Source organism: Candidatus Krumholzibacteriia bacterium (genome assembly GCA_029865265.1).
In the GTDB taxonomy this organism is placed as follows: domain Bacteria; phylum Krumholzibacteriota; class Krumholzibacteriia; order WVZY01; family JAKEHA01; genus JAKEHA01.
Map to the genome: position 1 here is coordinate 15,784 of JAOUHG010000027.1, position 17,369 is coordinate 33,152.

The 17,369-nt window shown below is 66.0% G+C and carries 15 protein-coding genes; 7 read left to right on the top strand and 8 right to left on the bottom strand.

The window, feature by feature from the left end:
* Positions 1–18 precede the first annotated feature (18 nt).
* Entirely contained in the window at positions 19–1,635 is a 1,617-nt protein-coding gene (locus OEX18_11510; GenBank protein MDH4337888.1) for a hypothetical protein, read from the bottom strand.
* A gap of 134 nt (positions 1,636–1,769) precedes the next feature.
* On the opposite strand from OEX18_11510, the gene OEX18_11515 reads away from it, so the two are divergent.
* The 3 genes from OEX18_11515 (at position 1,770) to OEX18_11525 (ending at position 6,352) form a co-directional block, all read left to right on the top strand.
* Positions 1,770–3,629: a HEAT repeat domain-containing protein gene (locus OEX18_11515; protein ID MDH4337889.1), complete on the top strand. Its 1,860-nt coding sequence runs from the start codon at positions 1,770–1,772 to the stop codon at positions 3,627–3,629.
* Positions 3,626–5,146: an HD-GYP domain-containing protein gene (locus tag OEX18_11520; GenBank protein MDH4337890.1), complete on the top strand. Its 1,521-nt coding sequence runs from the start codon at positions 3,626–3,628 to the stop codon at positions 5,144–5,146. Before OEX18_11515 ends, OEX18_11520 begins: the two co-directional genes overlap by 4 nt.
* A 297-nt stretch (positions 5,147–5,443) precedes the next feature.
* A complete protein-coding gene (locus tag OEX18_11525; protein MDH4337891.1) occupies positions 5,444–6,352 on the top strand; it encodes a hypothetical protein in 909 nt (302 codons plus the stop codon).
* A 29-nt stretch (positions 6,353–6,381) separates the two neighbouring features.
* Here OEX18_11525 and moeB read toward each other — a convergent pair whose 3' ends face one another.
* Genes moeB through OEX18_11540 form a run of 3 tightly spaced genes read right to left on the bottom strand, consistent with a single transcriptional unit; the run spans position 6,382 to position 9,295 of the window.
* The gene (moeB, locus tag OEX18_11530) at positions 6,382–7,815 is read right to left on the bottom strand and encodes a molybdopterin-synthase adenylyltransferase MoeB (protein MDH4337892.1); all 1,434 of its coding nucleotides are present in this window, start codon (positions 7,813–7,815) and stop codon (positions 6,382–6,384) included.
* A gap of 5 nt (positions 7,816–7,820) precedes the next feature.
* Complete coding sequence (locus OEX18_11535; protein MDH4337893.1) at positions 7,821–8,282, bottom strand: M67 family metallopeptidase; 462 nt, start codon at positions 8,280–8,282, stop codon at positions 7,821–7,823.
* Entirely contained in the window at positions 8,279–9,295 is a 1,017-nt protein-coding gene (locus OEX18_11540; GenBank protein MDH4337894.1) for a cysteine synthase family protein, read from the bottom strand. The genes OEX18_11535 and OEX18_11540 overlap by 4 nt, the downstream gene beginning before the upstream one ends.
* 288 nt (positions 9,296–9,583) lie before the next feature.
* Between OEX18_11540 and OEX18_11545 the strand changes: the two genes are divergently transcribed.
* The 4 genes from OEX18_11545 to OEX18_11560 are packed head-to-tail and all read left to right on the top strand — an operon-like array spanning position 9,584 to position 12,722.
* Positions 9,584–10,621: a DUF1573 domain-containing protein gene (locus OEX18_11545; GenBank protein ID MDH4337895.1), complete on the top strand. Its 1,038-nt coding sequence runs from the start codon at positions 9,584–9,586 to the stop codon at positions 10,619–10,621.
* A gap of 22 nt (positions 10,622–10,643) precedes the next feature.
* A complete protein-coding gene (locus tag OEX18_11550) occupies positions 10,644–10,862 on the top strand; it encodes a DUF1573 domain-containing protein (GenBank protein ID MDH4337896.1) in 219 nt (72 codons plus the stop codon).
* Positions 10,863–10,871: 9 nt separating this feature from the next.
* Complete coding sequence (locus OEX18_11555) at positions 10,872–11,663, top strand: DUF1573 domain-containing protein (protein ID MDH4337897.1); 792 nt, start codon at positions 10,872–10,874, stop codon at positions 11,661–11,663.
* Between the two features lie 18 nt (positions 11,664–11,681).
* Positions 11,682–12,722, top strand: a complete 1,041-nt coding sequence (locus tag OEX18_11560) for a TlpA family protein disulfide reductase (protein MDH4337898.1) — start codon at positions 11,682–11,684, stop codon at positions 12,720–12,722.
* A gap of 72 nt (positions 12,723–12,794) precedes the next feature.
* Here OEX18_11560 and OEX18_11565 read toward each other — a convergent pair whose 3' ends face one another.
* The 4 genes from OEX18_11565 to OEX18_11580 form a co-directional block, all read right to left on the bottom strand.
* Complete coding sequence (locus tag OEX18_11565) at positions 12,795–14,051, bottom strand: glycosyltransferase family 4 protein (protein MDH4337899.1); 1,257 nt, start codon at positions 14,049–14,051, stop codon at positions 12,795–12,797.
* Entirely contained in the window at positions 14,036–14,893 is an 858-nt protein-coding gene (locus OEX18_11570; GenBank protein ID MDH4337900.1) for a fumarylacetoacetate hydrolase family protein, read from the bottom strand. The genes OEX18_11565 and OEX18_11570 overlap by 16 nt, the downstream gene beginning before the upstream one ends.
* Entirely contained in the window at positions 14,890–16,737 is a 1,848-nt protein-coding gene (locus OEX18_11575) for a thioredoxin family protein (protein MDH4337901.1), read from the bottom strand. The genes OEX18_11570 and OEX18_11575 overlap by 4 nt, the downstream gene beginning before the upstream one ends.
* A 122-nt stretch (positions 16,738–16,859) precedes the next feature.
* A complete protein-coding gene (locus tag OEX18_11580) occupies positions 16,860–17,339 on the bottom strand; it encodes a hypothetical protein (GenBank protein ID MDH4337902.1) in 480 nt (159 codons plus the stop codon).
* Between the last annotated feature and the right edge of the window lie 30 nt (positions 17,340–17,369).

Here is a 17,369-nt window from a genome sequence, read left to right on the forward strand (position 1 = left end):
CGAGAGTCGTGGCGGGGACTACCGCTCCGTCGTGAGCAGCAGTGTCGGGGGCATGGTTTCCTTGCCCTCGTGGAGGCGCTTGAAGTAACGCCCGCGCGCTTCCAGCAGCCAGTCGTACAGGAACTCCTTGTGCCAGAATTTCCCCGCGCGTTCGAAGTGTTTCGACGCGGCCTCGAACTCGCCGCGGCTGCCCAGCACCTCGCCCGCCCGCGCACTTGCCAGCAACTGGTAGCCTTCGTCCCAGCGCGCCGCCTTCGGGTTGATGGCGCCGGTATAGGCGTTGAGCGCCTGGCCGGCATCGCCGGACAGCAGGTGCGCCTCGCCCAGGTAGAACATGTCGGCCACTGAGGGGTCCTGCTTGGCGGCGAGGGCCTTACGCACCTGCGCGCGCGCCGCTTCGTCGTCGCCGTAGATGGCGGCCACGTCCGCCGGTCCCGCGCCGGTTCCGGCCGGATACTTGTCCAGCTCGGAGACCATGGACCTGACCTCGTCGTGCAGGTAGCCGATGCGCCCGTCCGCCAGCGCCTGATCCCACAGCGCACGCGCCTTCTCGACGTTGCCCCGCGCCGCCATCAACCGTCCCAGCTCGTACGCCGAGAAACCCACGACCCAGTCGGGATGCGGAGGATTGTCCTTCATGATGGTCTCGAAACGCTCGATGGAACGCGACGGGTTGTAGTAGCGGTCGGCAAACGCGCGTTCAAAGCGGATCAGCTCCTGGGTGGCGATGTCGCGTTCTCCGGGGGGAATCTGCCCCAGCCGCAGGATGGCTGCGTCCAGGCTGTCGCCGAACGCCGACCCGCGGTCCGGCAGCAGCGGATAAATGATGGCGAACGGCCGCACGAAAGTGGCGTGCTCGGGGAACTGGCGGCGCAGATGGTTGAAGCCCTCCAGCCCCTCCTCGTAGCGCCCTTCAAAACCCATGTAGACCGAATACAAAATGAGCGCGTTGTCCGTCTCCATGATGCTGTTCCAGCCGCGCGCCAGCTCCATCATCTGCAGGCCGCGGTCGCGGTCGCCGGAGGGGAGGAAGAGCAGCTTGGAGACGAACTTGTACGCGGCGGGGAGCGTGTCCGCAAAATACAGGAACGCACCCATCAGGCTCGACGCCACCGGGTCGCCGGGCTTCTGCCCGAGGTACCACTCCAGGTCTTCCTTGCCCTTCTTGGCGCTGCGCCCGGCGGACCAGAAACTCTTCTCGTAGGTCTGCACGTGCGACCTGAGCATGTAGGCCCAGCCGCGGTACAGGCGTAACTGCGGGTCGGTGTCGCCGGCGTCGATGCGCGTGTCGCAGCAGGCGATGGTCTCCTCCAGCTCGTGGTGGAGCGGTGCGGCGAGGCGCTTGACGTCTTCCTTCTGCTCGTCGTCCACCGGGATCAGCTCGCGGTAGAGCCGCGCGCGCATCAGGTGGTACATCGGCTCGCCGCCGCAGATCGGAGCGAGCGAGTCGCTCCAGGCCAGGCTGGCCCGGATCTGGGCCCGGAACACCTGGTCCATTGTCTTTCGCACTTCGGCGGTGGTCAGGTCGCGAGATGCGTCGGGGGTGGGTTTGCCGCCCGCCGCCCGGCGGGCCCCGTCCGCCGCCGCGAAACCGGCGATCACAGTGATAACTATAAGCAAATAAATACGTTTCATAGTTCTTTCCGCCGGGCTCACCGGTCCGAATGGGGGCGATTATGCACGAAACGGACCCGTTCGGCCAGCATGGGGTTGGGTGGGCCCGGTGGCACGACCGTTGCTGCATCCGGCCGGGGGTTCCCGATTCAGCCATGAAAGATACGTCCACCAAGGCCGGGCGCGAAAGCGCCACGCAGCCGGAAAACGCTGCGATCGTCGAGCAGGTCCTCAAGGCCCTGACGAAACTCGTCAATGGCCGGAAGATCTATGCCGAGAACAATCCACGCCTGGAGCAGTTCCGCAACGAATTCGACGCCGCGCTGCGCAAGTTCTTCGAGGTGGACGAGGCGCTGGTGCTGACGATTGACCAGTACACGATGCGCTGGAACGACCACGTGGTCTATGAGAACACGGGCCGGGAGGAAAGTCTTGCCTACATCCTCTTTCGCGACGGCATTGGCGAGGTGACAATTTTTCCGCAGGCGATCGGCGACGAGGTCCGCCTGCTGATCGACATCCTCACCAGCGAACTGCACAGCCGTGACGCCGACGAGGACGTGGTGACGCGCTTCTGGACGGCCAACTTCGAGCACATCACCTACCGGGTGATGGACGACTACCTCGCCGACGAGTACGGCGCGGGAAGCTCGCAGAGCCAGGAGGAGGCCCGCAACGACGAGACCAGCGACCATCCGGAACTGCTGCCGAGCCTGGAGGACAAGGGGCGCGTGATCATCCAGCAGGCCGACGCGCTGTACCCCATCGATACCTTCCTGCGGCGCACACTCGCCGCCCACCACCCCGAGGGCGATGACAGCCAGCGCGAGGCGCTCTACCAGCGCCTCCTGCGCACCAGCTTCGCCGTCGCCGGCGAGGAAGTGGCCATCTACACGCGGGAGCTCGAGGCCGAGAAGGCCGAGGACGGCGTGGCCGCCTTCGCGGAGGCCATTTTTGTATTCACGCTGCTCGGCGAGAGCGAAACCGCCGTGCGCGACGTGATGGGCATCATCGATCGCACCATGGAATACGCCATCAACGAGAAACAGCCCGCGACCCTCGCGCGCCTCACCGAGTTCGTGCGCGAGTTCGAGGTTCGCCCCGACCTGCCCGCGGGCGTGAGCGACTTCTGCAACAAGCTCATGCGCAAGCTGGCCGACCCCGAGGTGCTGGCCGCGCTGTTCGACCGCATCGACCGGCCCGGGCCGTACATGGAGGCCACCCTGCGCTACGCGAAATCCATCGGCCGCGACGCGGTGGAGCCGCTGACGCGCGTGCTGCACCGCATCGAGGGCGTCCAGGCGCACCGGCTGATCTGCGACGCGCTCATGCAGATCGCGGGCGACGACGGTGGCGCGGTCATGTCGGGGGCGCTGGACCGCTTTGACACCGAGCACCCCGCGGTGGCGCTGGACGCGGTATACATTGCGCGCGCCATGAACCTCTCGCTCACGCCGCGCCTGCGCGAACTGGTTTTCTACCCCGAGACACGCGTCAAGCTGGAGATGATCGACTGGATCTCCAAACGCGACGGCGATGACGCCACCGACCTGCTGCTGTCCTCGCTGGCCGACCTCGACAAGCGCATCCGGCTCAAGGTGCTGGAGGCGCTCAACGACCGCAACGTGCCCGGCGTGCGTGAGAAGCTGTCCGATCTGGCGTTCGGCAAGGACTTCAACGAGCGCGCCGCGGACGAGCAGGAGGCGTTCTTCCGCACCCTGGGCACGGTGGGCGACATTCATACCGTGGACCAGATCCGCGCCATGATCGAGCGCCGCCGCCGCATCGGCGGGGGCAAGGGCGCCGACGTCAAGCTGCTCGCAATCCGCGCCCTGGAGCGCATCAAGCACCAGACCGCGCTCGACGTGCTGGGCCGCCTGGTGGAGGACTCCAACGAGGCGGTGCGGCTGCGCGCCGCGCGCGCCAGCGAGACTCTGGCCACGGCCCTGGCCGCGGGCGAGCCGCGCGCCGAAGAGAGACGCAAAAGCGAAACCGAAGCCGGGGTGACCCAGTGATCAAGGACCGCGTGCACTTTGGCGCCGCCGGCACCACGGTGGGTGCCGCCACCGACGACGACGGACGCTCCATCGAGGACCGCTCCTTCCTGCGCGTGCAGGGCGAGTCGCTGGTCATCCATCTGTTTGCCGCCGGGCGCACGCTGCGCCTGTACGACTCCACCAACCGCGCCGCCCAGCGCGCTCTCTCCGAGATCATGCAGCCCATGCGCCGCCTGCTCGATCGCGAGGGCCGGGTATTTCTGCGCGTGTCCAACGACATGATGCTGATCAACGAGTTCCGCCTGCACGTGGAGCCGCAGCACTACCAGCCCTTCGAATTCTGGATCACGGAGATGAAGAAGCGGGGCATCGAAGCGCTGGAATTCGGCGAGTCGGTGAACGAGGAGCAGCTCGCCACCTTCCTGATCGAGTTCTTCAAGTCCGGCGAGGGCGAGGATGTCTGCAGCGAACTCGAGAGCCGCCTGGAGGCGGCCAAGGTGGGTTCCGTTACCCTCACCCGGTGGGTGGAGCGCGAGACCACGCTGACCGACACGCCGCGCAAGGGCGCCGACGTGCGCCAGGAGAGCCAGCGCGTGTACTTCCGCACGGTGGCGCTCATGGGCAACGTGCTGCGCACCGCGGAGGAGAAGCAGCTCTTGCAGGTGCGCAAGGCCAAGCGCCTCACCCAGCAGATGGTGGACATCATCCAGACCGACGAGTCCATGCTGCTCGGGCTCACAAGCATCAAGAATTTCGACGCCTACACCTTTGCCCACTGCGTGAACGTGTGCATTCTCTCCATGCTCATCGCCGACCGCATGCGCATGAGCAAGCCCGACGTGGCGCGCCTGGGTGTGGCCGCTCTGCTGCACGACATCGGCAAGACCTACGTGCCGGCCACCATTCTTAATTCCACCGGCAACCTCAACGAGCGCGAGTGGGACCTCATGAAGTACCACACCTTCTTCGGGGTCAAGGAACTCTCGCGCATCCACGCGCTGCGCGAAGCGGTGGATCCCATGTTCGTCGCCATCCAGCACCACGCGCAGTACAACAACGACGGCTACCCGCAACGCCCCGGCGGCTGGAACCTGCGCCTGTTCAGCCGCATCGTGACGGTGGCGGACTACTACGACGCCATGACGGCATGGCGCACCTACCAGAAGGAGCCCATCACCGCCGACCGCGCGCTCAACTTCATCCTGCAGAAGGCGGGCTCGATCTTCGATCCGTTCGTGGCCAAGATCTTCGTGCAGGCCATGGGCCTCTACCCGGTGGGGACCATCGTGGAGATGGAGCAGGGCGAGCTGGGCGTGGTGACGCGCCAGAACGCGGACACGCGCTTCCTGCACAGGCCGGTGGTCGAGGTGCTGCGCACCGAGGGCGGCGTCATGCGCCGCGAAATCATCGATCTCGCCGAACGCACCCCCGACGGCAACTACCCGCGCACCATCAGGCGTGCGCTGCACGAGAGCCAGGTCGACATCGACAAGCGGCTCTGCTTCCTCGCCGATGCCGAAAAAGACCCGGCGTAAGTGCCCGGTGACGCGTGAAGGCGCTGTACCGCGAGTGAGATTGTTTTTGTGTTTAAATAGACATTTGTCTTGACAGCCTCCCGGGGGCGCGCCTGCGCGCCCCCATGCTCGTTCGCGCACGCGTCTTCGTTTGCGCCTCATTTTCTCGTAGCTACATCATTGCGCACAACGCGGCGTTTTCAACTCCGGCGTGTGAGTTATCGCGTCTCACGCAAGCTGCGAGCATCGAACATCATCCTCTTATAATTCACACAGCAATACTTCCTCCCGCCAACGTCCCAACCAGGAGGTCCTGCTGTGAACACCCCGACGATTACCCTCCCCGAACATGACATCACCGCCCGCCTTCGCGGCCTGAGCGATCGCGAACTGGTTGCGCGGACATCCGCGCTCGCCCGGGAAGAGCGCGCGGCCACGATCGAGCTGCTGCATCACCTCAACGAGATCGCGCGGCGCAAGGTCTACCTGGAGCTCGGCTTCAGCTCGCTGCACGACTACTGCGTCCGTGGGCTCGCCTATTCGAGTCCCTCTGCGTGCCGGCGCATCCGCGCCGCGCGCTGCATCCGCGAGTTTCCGGATGTGCTGCGGCTGCTGGAGCGGGGTGAACTGGACCTGGGAACCATCTCGCTGATCGAGCCGGTCCTGACCGAAGACAACCACGGCGCCGTGGTCGCGCGGGTACGCGGCCGCACCTACCGGCAGGTCAAACGGGTGGTGGCGGAGTACGGTCCGGTGCTGGCGATCGCCGAAGAACGCATCGAGCCGGTTCGCACGCAGGTGATGCCATCCAGCATGGACGCCGTCCTGTTCGATCGTGAGACTGAGCGCGCCATGCCGGAGGGACCGGCGCGTGCGAACCCGAGCTGGGTGGTCTCGGAACAGAAGACGCTGGTGCAGTTCCTGGCGAGCGATGAACTGATAGCGAAGTACGAGCAGGCGAAGGCCCTGCTGTCCCACTCCAGAATAGACGCCACGTTCGCAGAGGTGCTCGAGGTGATTCTCAGCGAGTACATCGAGCGCCACAGTCCCGAAGCGAGACAGCGCCGGCGCGACGCGCGCAAGGCGGCAAGTGGCAAATCTTCGACCGTCGGCGCCGACGGTAACTCGCGGCATATTCCGGCGAGCGTCCGCGACGAAGTCTCTGTGAGGGACCAGGGCCGGTGCACGTTCGTCGCCCCCGACGGAACGCGCTGGGGAAGCACGTGATGGCTCGCTACTGGCGCCGGCAGTGAGCGCTAGTACTTCGGAATCGACGAATCGATCTCATCGGACCAGGCGTGGATGCCGCCGGTGAGATTCCACACCCTGTCGAAGCCTGCGTCCTGCAGGAAGCCCACCGCCTGCGCCGAGCGCACGCCGGTGCGGCAGTACACCACGATGTCGCGCGACGAATCCAGCTCGTGCACCCGCGCCGCCAGCTCGCCCAGCGGGATCAGCGTGCCGCCGATGTGACACAGTTGCTTCTCGTGCGGCTCGCGCACGTCGAGGACGAACACGTCCTCGCCCGCGTCGAGTCGTTTCTTCAATTCTTTGGGGCCGATGGCCGGAACCGCCATGTCGTCTTGCACCTCTTCTCCGCGGATGCCGCAGAATTCTTCGTAGTCGATCAGTTCGTGGATGGTGCGATTGGGCCCGCACACCGGGCACTCGTCGCTCCTGCGCAGCTTGAGTTCGCGGAAGCGCATCTTGAGCGCGTCGAACAACAACAACCGCCCCGCCAGCGACTCGCCCGCGCCGAGAATCCACTTGATGGCCTCGTTGGCCTGGATGGCGCCCACGATTCCGGGCAGCACACCCAGCACGCCGCCCTCCGCGCAACTCGGCACCAGCCCCGGCGGCGGGGGAGCGGGGTAGAGGCAACGGTAGCACGGCCCGTCCTGGGCCGCGAACACCGTGATCTGCCCCTCGAAGCGGAAGATGCTCCCGTACACGTACGGCTTGCCCGCGAGCACGCACGCGTCGTTCACGAGATAGCGCGTGGGGAAGTTGTCGGTGCCGTCGACCACGATATCATAGTCCTTGATGATCTCCAAAGCGTTGTCGCTGGTGAGCCGCGTCTCGTGCAGCTCGAAGGTCACCGCGGGATTGAGATCCTGCAGGCGCTCGCGCGCGGCCTGCAGCTTGGGCCGTCCCACGTCCCGGGTCCCGAACGTCACCTGGCGCTGCAGATTGGTGACGTCCACCACGTCGAAGTCCACCAGCCCGATGGTGCCCACGCCGGCCGCGGTGAGGTACAGCCCCGCGGGTGCGCCCAGCCCGCCGGTGCCGATCATGAGCACGCGTGCCCGCTTGAGCTTGAGCTGCCCGTCGACGGCCACCTCGGGCATGATGAGGTGGCGGCTGTAGCGCTTGATCTCCTCGGGCGAGAGTCCCTCCACCGCGTACACGTCCGGCGCGCCGCCCGCAATCGACGGCACGATGCTCACCACGTCGCCCGCCTTGAGCGGGGTGGCGTCCTTCTGCAGGTGACGCACGTCTTCGTCGTTGACGTACACGTTCACGAAGCTGCGCAAGCGCCCGTGTTCGTCGAACAGGTGCTTCTTCAGTTCGCCGTGCGCGGCCACCAGGCGCGACAGCGCTTCGCCCACGGTGGCGGCTTCCACCTCGACGGATTCGGCGGAACCGGTGAAGCGGCGCAGGGCGGAGGGAATCAGAATCGAATTGGCCATGAGAATCATCCTCGCTTCGGGGCGCGCGCCGGGGAGTCCGGCAGCGCCTCCACGATTGTCTCGGCCGCGAAGGCGGTGCGGTCGTCGTCGAGAATCCAGCTGGTGGTCTCGCCGGCGACACCGTCCCGCACGGACACGATCACATAGGAATACCACGGAAACGCGTGCTCGCGGTCGTAGTCCGACGGGCGCGCGGGGTGGTCGGGGTGTGAATGGTAGAAGCCCAGCACCTCGAGCGACCGCGCGCGCGCATCGCGCTCGATGGCGCGGTAGTCGTCGGGCGTGATGAGAAAGCGCCGCGCCGCCGCGGATGCCTCGCGCCGGTTGTCGGCCTCGTGCAGTGCTGCGACCTCCCGCGCGCCGTCCGCGGCCAGCGCCCCCAGCAGCGCCCCGCAGCACTCGTGCGGGTAGGTGCGCCGCGCGTGCGCGTGGATCGCGCGCATCAACTCCGGGGCAATGGCAATCACGGCGTGTCCTCCAGGTGGGCGAGCGACGGTGCCGCGGCTTCGTCGGCCACCGCCTCGGGGGTCTCCTCCCAGAAGCGCTCGCTCAGGTACTTCTCGCCGTTGTCGGCAAAGATTGTCACGATCATCGCGTGCCGCTCGCGCGGAATCGACCGCGCGACTTCGATGCACGCCGCGATGGCGGCTCCCGAGGAGACGCCCACCAGCATGCCCTCTTCCCGGATGAGCCGCTTGACCGCGCGGTGCGCGGTCTCGGTCTGGATTTCGATGTTCTCGTCCGCCAGCGACGGGTCGTAGATGCCGGGGACGCGTGCCGTGGGCATGTGCTTCATCCCCTCCAGCCCGTGGAAGGGCGCGTCCGGCTGCACGGAGATCGCGCGGATGGCGGGGTTCAGCTCGCGCAGGCGGCGCGCCGTCCCGGTGAACGTCCCGCTCGTGCCCAGCGCCGCCACGAAGTGGGTGAGGCACCCGGCGGTCTGGTTCCAGATCTCCGGCGCGGTGCTCTCGTAGTGCGCGCGCCAGTTGTCGTCGTTGTCATACTGGTTGAGATACGCGTAGCGCTCAGGTTCCGCGGCGGCGATGCGGCCCGCCGCTTCGATGGCACCGTCGCTGCCCAGGGCGGGGTCGGTGAGCGTGAGCCCGGCGCCGTACGCCTCGAGGATGCGAATCCGCTCCGGGCTGGCGTTGGCTGGCAGCGCGAGCCGCACCGGGTAGCCGCGCGCGGCGCCGATCATGGCGTAGCCGATGCCGGTGTTGCCGGAGGTGGCGTCGAGGATGGTCATGCCCGGCTTGAGGCGCCCGTCCTGCTCGGCGGCGAGGATCATGCGCAGCGCCGGGCGGTCCTTGACCGACCCGCCGGGGTTGAGCCACTCGGCCTTGGCGTAGATGGAGACGTTGGGAAAGGCGCGGTCTATGCGTTCGAGGCGGAAAAGCGGTGTACGGCCGATCCGCGACAGGATCGACTCGTTCTCCGAGCCCTGCAGGGACCGGGCGAGGCGGAGCGGGATGGACGACATGGCAGCTTCATTTGAATTCGGACTCGTTTGGTGCGATTTAGGTGTCGCTAAAAGCGCCCGCGAGGGCGCCAATGGGTGTAAGATACCACGGCATAACGAATTGATCAATACCCCACGTCCGTTTCCACCCCGCCGTGGGCCGCAAAACGGCGTGGAACCGATCTGCGCCGGACTGTATAATAACGAGGCACCCGAACGTGCAGCCGCAGGGCGCCGCCCGATCGAGACAGATTGTTGTCAGACAACAAGTTTCAGACTTCTGAAGACCTCAAGAGGAGAACGTTTGCCATGAGAAACCGATTCGTGCCGCTCGGGACCGGAGTGCTTGCCCTGTGTGTGGGGGCCGCCGTGGTCGCGAGCCTTCCCCGTGGGGCGGCCGCGGAGAACAAACCGTCCGTCGAGATTCCGCGCATGCGCCAGGACTTCGGCGAGGTATTCGAGCGCGCCAAGTACGAGTACTCGTTCACGGTGCGCAACCGCGGCACCGCCGACCTCGTGATCGAAGACGTCAAGCCCGCGTGCGGATGCACCGTGGCCAAATACGACAAGGTCATCGCCCCCGGCGGCGAGGGAAAGATCGAGCTCGTCCTCGACGGCGAGCGCGTGCACGGTGAGTTCGCCAAGACGGCCGTCGTGAAGACCAACGATCCGGAACACCCGGAACTCACCATCACCATCGCGGGCCACGAGATTCCATTTCTGAACGTTGTGCCCGAGGGAACCATCTACCTGCACGGGCGCTACGACGAGGCGGTGGAGAAGTCGGTCACGCTCACGTCCAATGAGAAGGAATTCGATCTCAAGATCACCGGCGTCACGTCCAATATCGACGACAAGATCGAGTACCAGGTGAAGCCGGGCGACGCCAGGGGATCGTTCGTTCTCGACGTGAAGAAGAAGATGAATACGCCGCCGTCGTCGGCGTATGGCAACATCACCGTCGCCACCAACAGCGAGAAGTCGCCCGAGACCATCCTGCAGGTGCACGTGATGACCAAGGGGTCCATCAGCGTGACGCCGCAGACACTCAACTACGGCATGGTCCAGTTCGGAGCCAAGGGTGCCGCGGGCAACCCGGTCACCAAGTCGGTAATGATCCTGAAGACGGACGGGACGTTCGACCTCAAGGACGTCGTCATCGACAACAAGAACTTCTCCGCCAAGATCGAGCCGGTGGAGCCGGGCAAGCAGTACAAGGTGGAAGTGACCTTTGTGCCGCCCGCGAAGACCAGCGCGACCCACCGCGAGGTGGGCGAACTCGTAATCGGCACGTCGGACCCGCGCGAGCCGTCGGTCAAGGTTCACCTGGTTGCACGCGCCATGTAGCGCGGGATGGTGTGGTGCATCGATGAATAGAGCAGTCACAGCAGCGGTACTCGTCGGCGTGTTGCTGATCGTGGCCGGCGCCATTGGCGCGCAGGACAACGGGCAACACCCCGTCGCCGAGTTTGTCGAGACCACCTTCGACTTCGGGGAGGTGTTCGAACAGGCCGAGTACAGGCACGTCTTCGTGGTGCGCAACCGCGGCAAGGCGGACCTGCTCATCGAGGACGTCAAGCCTGGGTGAGGATGCACCGTGGCCGAGTTCGACAAGGTCATCCCTCCTGGTCAGGAGGGCAAAATCAACATGGCGGTAGACGGGGCGAGGGTGCACGGGGTGTTCAGCAAGTCGGCGACCGTGCGAACCAACGATCCCGTCAAGCGGTCGTTCTCCATTGCCATCGCCGGATCGGAGGTCCCCTATCTCAACCTGAGGCCGGAGGGGACCGTGGTATTGCACGGCATGCACGGTGAAACCGTACGGCGTCAGCTCATGGTGACCAGCAACGAGAGGGACCTGGACTTCAAGGTAACCAGGCTCACCTCCAACGTGGACGACAAGATCACGTACACGTTCGCGCCCACCGGCACTCCGGGTGAATACGCGATCGACATCTACAAGAACCCGGAGCTTCCGACGCTCACCACCTACGGTTCGCTGTTCGTGCACACCAACAGCAAGCTGTCGCCCAAGTCGGAGATCCAGGTGAACGTGATGACCAAGGGTTCGATTTCGGTGAGCCCGATCACGCTGAACTTCGGGGCGGTGCGGTTTGGGGACCGTGAAGCCGGGGGTTCGGAGGTTACCAAGAGCGTGATGCTGTCGAAGGGCAGCGAGTTCGAGGTGACGGGTGTCGACCTGAACAACCCCAACTTCGTGGCGGTGCCCGAACCGATTTCGGGCGGGCGCCAGTACCGCGTCCTGGTGACGTTCCGTCCCCCCATGAAGCGCCAGTCCCGGCACATTGAATCGGCGGAGATGATCATTCACACCAATGACTCGCAGGAGCCGGCGATCCGCGTCGCGGTCGTCGCGCGCGCGATGTAGCAAGGACACGAGCCACAGATGAACAACAAAGTCGTTTTGGCAGCGGGTATGGGGATGGTGGTTCTGCTGGCCGGTGTTCTTGCCGTCGGCATGAAGAAGGGCGACGCCCAGGAGCCCAAAGGGGCCACCCAGGTGGAGGAGACCCGGCCGCTCGGCATCCCCGCGTCGGCGGCGGAGCTTCCCGCGGGCGCGGACGCGTCCGAGGTGTATGCGAACCTGACCGGCGAGATCGAGATGCTCTCCCGCCAGGCGTCGGGGTCCAATTCGCCCGAGGAGCAGATGCGGATCTTCGGCGAGATGCAGGCCAAGCTGAAGGCCTTCCGGGCCCAGTACCCCGGCACGCCGGAGGCGCTGGACGCCGCGTTCCAGCTGGGCGCGCTGAGCTACAGCGTGCAGGACAACGAGCAGGCCGCGCTGATGTTGAGCGAGTTCCTGCACAAGGCGGATCCGAGCGACCGGCAGAAGATCGCCTACGCGCATTTCTACCTGGCGGAGGCGTTCCGCGGCGCGGGTAAGTACGACGACGCCGAAGGCGAGTACAAGACCATCCTCACCAATTTCAGTGATGTGAACCCCAGGTTGACGCAGTTTGTTCAGAGCAACATGGCAATGCTGGGCGCCGAGCGCAAACTGGCGGTGGGCAAGGAACCCATCGCGTTCTCGGTCAAGGGGATCAAGGGCGAGAAGCTCTCCCCGGCGGACTACCGCGGCAAGGTGCTGCTCATCGACTTCTGGGCCACCTGGTGCGGCCCGTGCATTGCGGAGATGCCCAATGTGAAGAGCGTGTACAAGAAGTACCACGCCAAGGGCTTCGAGATCGTCGGCATCTCGCTGGACCAGTCGCGCGACAAGCTCGATGCGTACATCCAGCAGCAGGGAATCGAATGGCCGCAGTACTTCGACGGCAAGTTCTGGAACAACGACATCGCACAGATGTACGGGATCAAATCCATCCCGACCACGCTGCTGGTGGACCGGCAGGGCAAGATCCGCTACAAATCGCTGCGCGGACAGCAGCTCGAGGCGGCGGTGGAGAAGCTGATCGCGGAGACGTCGTGACGTTTCGGTGAGTGCCGGCTGAATTCGGGCGCCCGGGTGTCACCATCCGGGCGCCTTTTTTTGTCCGCGCGACTAGCGCGCCCCGAGCAGCGCCTCGATGATGGCCACTTCCATGGCGATGCGCGCGTCCCAGGATGCGAAGGTCTCGCGCGCTAAGCGCTGCGCCGATTCGCCCATGCGCGCGCGCGCGCTGTCGCTCTCCAGCAGCAGCTCGATGGCATCCGCCAGCGCGGTCACGTCGCCATCCGCCACCAGTGCGCCGCTCTCGCCGGGGCGCACCACGGTGGCGGTATCACCGGTGTCGTAGGCCACCACCGGCACGCCGCAGATCATCGCCTCGCAGGTGGGCAGCGCGCGGTTGGTGAGTGTGCTGGTGGAGACGAACACGTCACTCGCCGCCAGCAGGCCCGGCACGTCGTCGTGAGGCACCGTTCCCAGGAAGCGGATCGCGGCCGCGTTGTCCCCCGCGGCTGCTTCGCACCGGGCGCGTTCGACACCGTCGCCGGCGACGATGAAACTCACATCACCGTGGCCCCGCTGCACCAGCGACTGCGCGGCGCGGATGAAGTCCAGGGGCCGTTTGGAGGGTACCAGGCGGGCCAGAAACAGCACCACGCGTGCACCCGGGGCGATCCCCAGCCGCGCCCGCGCGTCTGCGCGATCCACCGGGCGCTCCATCCAGTCGAGGTCGAGTCCGTTGGGAAGGAAGTGAACCCTGTCCGCGGGGATACCCTGGCGTCGCAGAATTTCGCCGCCGCGCGTGCCGTCGTCGAGCACGATCCACGCATCCTGCGGGTAGCGGAGCGCGCGCAGTTGCTCCAGGTTCTTGAACCAGTACTTGAGCGGCGGCCACTCCGTGTGCACCAGGTCCATGACGCCGAACAACTTCACCACGCCGGGAATGCCAAGCGTGCGGCCGATGCGCCACGTGGTGCAGGTGGTGTAGTGCGAGTGCCCCAGCACCAGGCGCGCGTCGATTGCGCGTGCCAGACGCAGCGCCCTCGGCGCAACCACCAGGTCGAACAGCAGCGGCCACAGCGGCCGGCGCAGGAAGGTGGGCAACCGGCGCGTGGCGCGAAAGAAATTGGGATAGAAGTGCGTGTGTACGCGCGGGTCGCGCACGCGCGAACGCGGACGCAGAAAATGGATGGCGTATCCCGCCGCGGTGAAGCCGTCGATGAAGCGGTCGTCGTCGGAAACACCGGCGGCGATGTTCTGCTCGCCATCCAGCGACCACACCGTCTCCCACGGCGATACGATGAGGATGGGTCCGCGCGGCGGGCCTGAAGGCGGGGCTTCTGCGGGCGCCCGGCTCACCCGATGGTGCATGCGAGCGAACCGATGCGCTCGATGGTTGCGACCAGACGGTCGCCGCGCGCCAGAAAACGCGGCGGCTTGCGGTAGACCCCGACACCCGCGGGTGTTCCTGTGGCAACCACGTCGCCCGGTTCCAGGGTTGCGGTCTGCGAGATGTGATGCACCAGGAAGTCCACGGTGAAGGTCATGCGATCCGTGCGGCTGTCCTGCATGGTCTCGCCGTTGAGCGTCAGGGAAATGCCGAGCTGGTGCGGGGAGGGGATCTCGTCGCGGGTAACCAGCCACGGTCCCAGCGGACCGCTGCCGTCCACGCTCTTGGCGCGAAACCACTGCTTCTCGCGTGCCTGCAGATCGCGCGCGGACAGGTCCATGAACACCGCGTAGCCGGCCACGTGGTCGTACGCCTGTTCCAGCGGCACGCGGCGCGCGCGTTTACCGATGACGAAGGCCAGCTCGACCTCGTAGTCGAACTGTTCCACCCCCAGGGGGTAGGGAACCGTGTCGCCGTCTCCGCACAGAGAGTTGGGGCCCTTGGCGAACATCATGGGATAATCCGGCGCGGTCTTGCCCTGTTCCTCGGCGTGGTCCGCATAATTCAAACCCAGGCAGATGATCTTGGATGGATTGGTGATCACGGGGCCGAGACGCGTTTCCGCCATGGGCAAGCGCACGGTTCCCGGCAGTGACGCCGCGCGCGCGCCGATCGCGCGCACTTCGTCCAGCATGTCGCCGCCCAGCATCTCGCGCACCGTGGCCGGCAGCGACGGTGACACCGCACGCAGGTCGACGATGGTTTCACCCACCACCAGCCCCGGGCGCTCCTCTCCGGCGGGGCCGAAACTCGCCAGTTTCAACGTTCGCCTCCCTGCGCGGCCGACCCGGTGATTCCCGACAATCGTTCCAGGAACTCTTTCTTGTCGATGAACTCCACCGCGCGCAGGTCGTCCCGCTCCGCACCCCGGGCGTCGATGAAGACGATGGTGGGCACGCCGCGAATGTCGAACTTCTCGCGCACCGCGCGCACATCCGCCGAACCGTGCTCGGTGAGGTCCGCCTTCAGCGGAACCACGCCCCGCGCCGCCTCGATCACCTCGGGCTGGTTGAACGTCTGGTGCTCGAGCTCCTTGCACGGCAGGCACCAGTCCGCCGAGAAGTCGATCACCACCGGCTGCCCGTTGCCGATGGCCTCTGCCAGCGCGCTCTCCGTGTAGGGGATCCAGGCAATGCCGGGCTGGTCGCTACGCCCGAGGATATTGCCCGGCGCGAGGATCAGGTAGAGGCCGTAGAGCGGCATGGCCACGCCGACGAAGCGCCGGAACGCGTTGAAGAAGATGGAGGTCGACCGCGCACGCACCATGAAGCCCAGCAGCACGCCGCCGATCACCAGCACCGCACCCAGCAACCCGAAGTACAGCGAGTCGCCGGCCACCGGGCGCAGGAAGTACACCGCCATGGCCAGCAGCACCACGCCGAAGAGCTTGCGGATCCACTCCATCCACTCGCCGGACTTGGGCAGGCGCGCGATGTTGCCGGACGCCACCGCCAGCACCACGAAGGGAAGCCCCAGCCCCAGTGCCAGCACGAAGAACAGCGAGAAGCCGAGGAACAGGCTGCCCGACTCGCCCACGAAGGTCAGCAGGCCGAGCACGAACGGCCCGATGCAGGGTGCGGCCACGATGCCCACGGTGAGCCCCATCAGGAACGAGCCCAGCGCGCCCTGCTTGGCGGTGCCGGCGACACCCGCGAGCCGCATGGGGACGCGGATCTCGTAGAACCCGAACATCGACATCGCAAGCCCCACCATCACCAGCGCCACCACCACCAGCACCAGCGGGTTCTGCAGCGCGCTGCCGAACAGGCTGCCGGTGAACGCCGCCACCAGTCCCAGGGCGGAGTACATGGTGGCCATGCCCAGCAGGTACAGCACTGCCAGCAGCATGGTGCGCGAGCCACGGCCGCGCGATTGTCCGCCGAAGTAGCTCACCGTGATGGGAATCATCGGATACACGCACGGCGTCAGGTTGAGCGCCAGGCCCCCCAGGAACACGAGGATGTATCCGAACAGCAACCCGCGCCGGGCGATTGCGCTCTGCAGCGCGTTCTTCTCGCCGGGCTGTGTCGCGGACGCGATGGAAGAGAAATCCATGCGGTCGAAGACCTCGGTGTTGGCCAGGTCCACCGATTCGCGCGGCGACGAAATGCGCACCGGGATCTCCACGTCGATGGTCTGGGGCAGCAGGCACTTCTCGTTGTCGCACGCCTGGTAGGTCACGCGGGCGACCACGGTGGTCTCGCCCAGCGCGGCGTCCGCCGCCACGTCCACCACCGCTCCGATCCGCACCGTGCCTTCGTAGAGCAGCAGCGGGGACTCGGAAAAGTCGAGCTTCATGCTGACGCCCGCGGGGTAGACCGTGCCGCGCAGCGTCATCCCCGGCGGCAACTCGAAGGTGACCTCGGTCGGGACCAGGAAATCCTCGGTGACCTTGTGGGCGTTGACGTGCCACGGCTCACGGATCTGGACTTCGACCGCCAGTTGCGCGTTGCCGCCCTGCGGCACGTTGGACAGCGAGACAAAACCGGACGCGGTAACCGGTTCGGCGAACGGATCCGGCGCCAGATCGATGGCGCGCGCATCCGTAAATGGTTGCAGCGCCGACACGGCCAGCGCCAGGAGGACCGCACTAAATCGTTTCATCATAATGAGTGTCGGGAGATGGGTGACGGGTCGCACCGGATCCACACCACTTGTACACCGGGTGCGGCGGGGTTCGCCCCGATCATAACCGCTGGCGCCCGGCCGCGCAACCGGCCGCCGCGTCCTCAATCCGGGGCGGCCTGCGCCATGCGGTCGAGCAGATAGGGGGCGAGGCGCTTGTGGATCGGCCGCACCAGCTTCCACAGGTAGACGCTGCGCCTGCCGTGCACGCGCGCCATGGATACCACGGTGAGCGTGTTGGGGTTGGTCTTGCGCTCGAGCATGTAGGAAATGAAGAAGCGGATTCCGCCCCGGTACCCTTCGAACACCACCTCGTCCTCGTCGCGATAGATCTCCCGGGCGCCGAAGTGGTAGGCGTTCTCCGCCACGCGGTCGATATTACGATAGGTGTTGTAGACGAGCGGCGCGCGGTAGGCGTCCATGTAGTCGTTCTGATAGGAGGCCAGGTAGCTCGTGGACGGCACCGGGATGGGGACCACGTCGTGCGTGCTCGCGACCCCCGCCATGATGAAGATCCCGACGAGTCCCGCGAAGGCGACGATGACCGCTATCGCCACGAACGCCCTCAGGATTGTTCCGACCATGATTCCTCCCGCTGCGATGGCGCTGGCGCA

Coding starts and splice junctions, on each gene's coding strand:
- OEX18_11575 (MDH4337901.1), bottom strand. CDS start 16,737: ATGATGAAACGATTTAGTGCGGTCCTCCTGGCGCTGGCCGTGTCGGCG.
- OEX18_11580 (MDH4337902.1), bottom strand. CDS start 17,339: ATGGTCGGAACAATCCTGAGGGCGTTCGTGGCGATAGCGGTCATCGTC.
- OEX18_11540 (MDH4337894.1), bottom strand. CDS start 9,295: ATGTCGTCCATCCCGCTCCGCCTCGCCCGGTCCCTGCAGGGCTCGGAG.
- OEX18_11515 (MDH4337889.1), top strand. CDS start 1,770: ATGAAAGATACGTCCACCAAGGCCGGGCGCGAAAGCGCCACGCAGCCG.
- OEX18_11545 (MDH4337895.1), top strand. CDS start 9,584: ATGAGAAACCGATTCGTGCCGCTCGGGACCGGAGTGCTTGCCCTGTGT.
- moeB (MDH4337892.1), bottom strand. CDS start 7,815: ATGGCCAATTCGATTCTGATTCCCTCCGCCCTGCGCCGCTTCACCGGT.
- OEX18_11565 (MDH4337899.1), bottom strand. CDS start 14,051: ATGCACCATCGGGTGAGCCGGGCGCCCGCAGAAGCCCCGCCTTCAGGC.
- OEX18_11550 (MDH4337896.1), top strand. CDS start 10,644: ATGAATAGAGCAGTCACAGCAGCGGTACTCGTCGGCGTGTTGCTGATC.
- OEX18_11510 (MDH4337888.1), bottom strand. CDS start 1,635: ATGAAACGTATTTATTTGCTTATAGTTATCACTGTGATCGCCGGTTTC.
- OEX18_11560 (MDH4337898.1), top strand. CDS start 11,682: ATGAACAACAAAGTCGTTTTGGCAGCGGGTATGGGGATGGTGGTTCTG.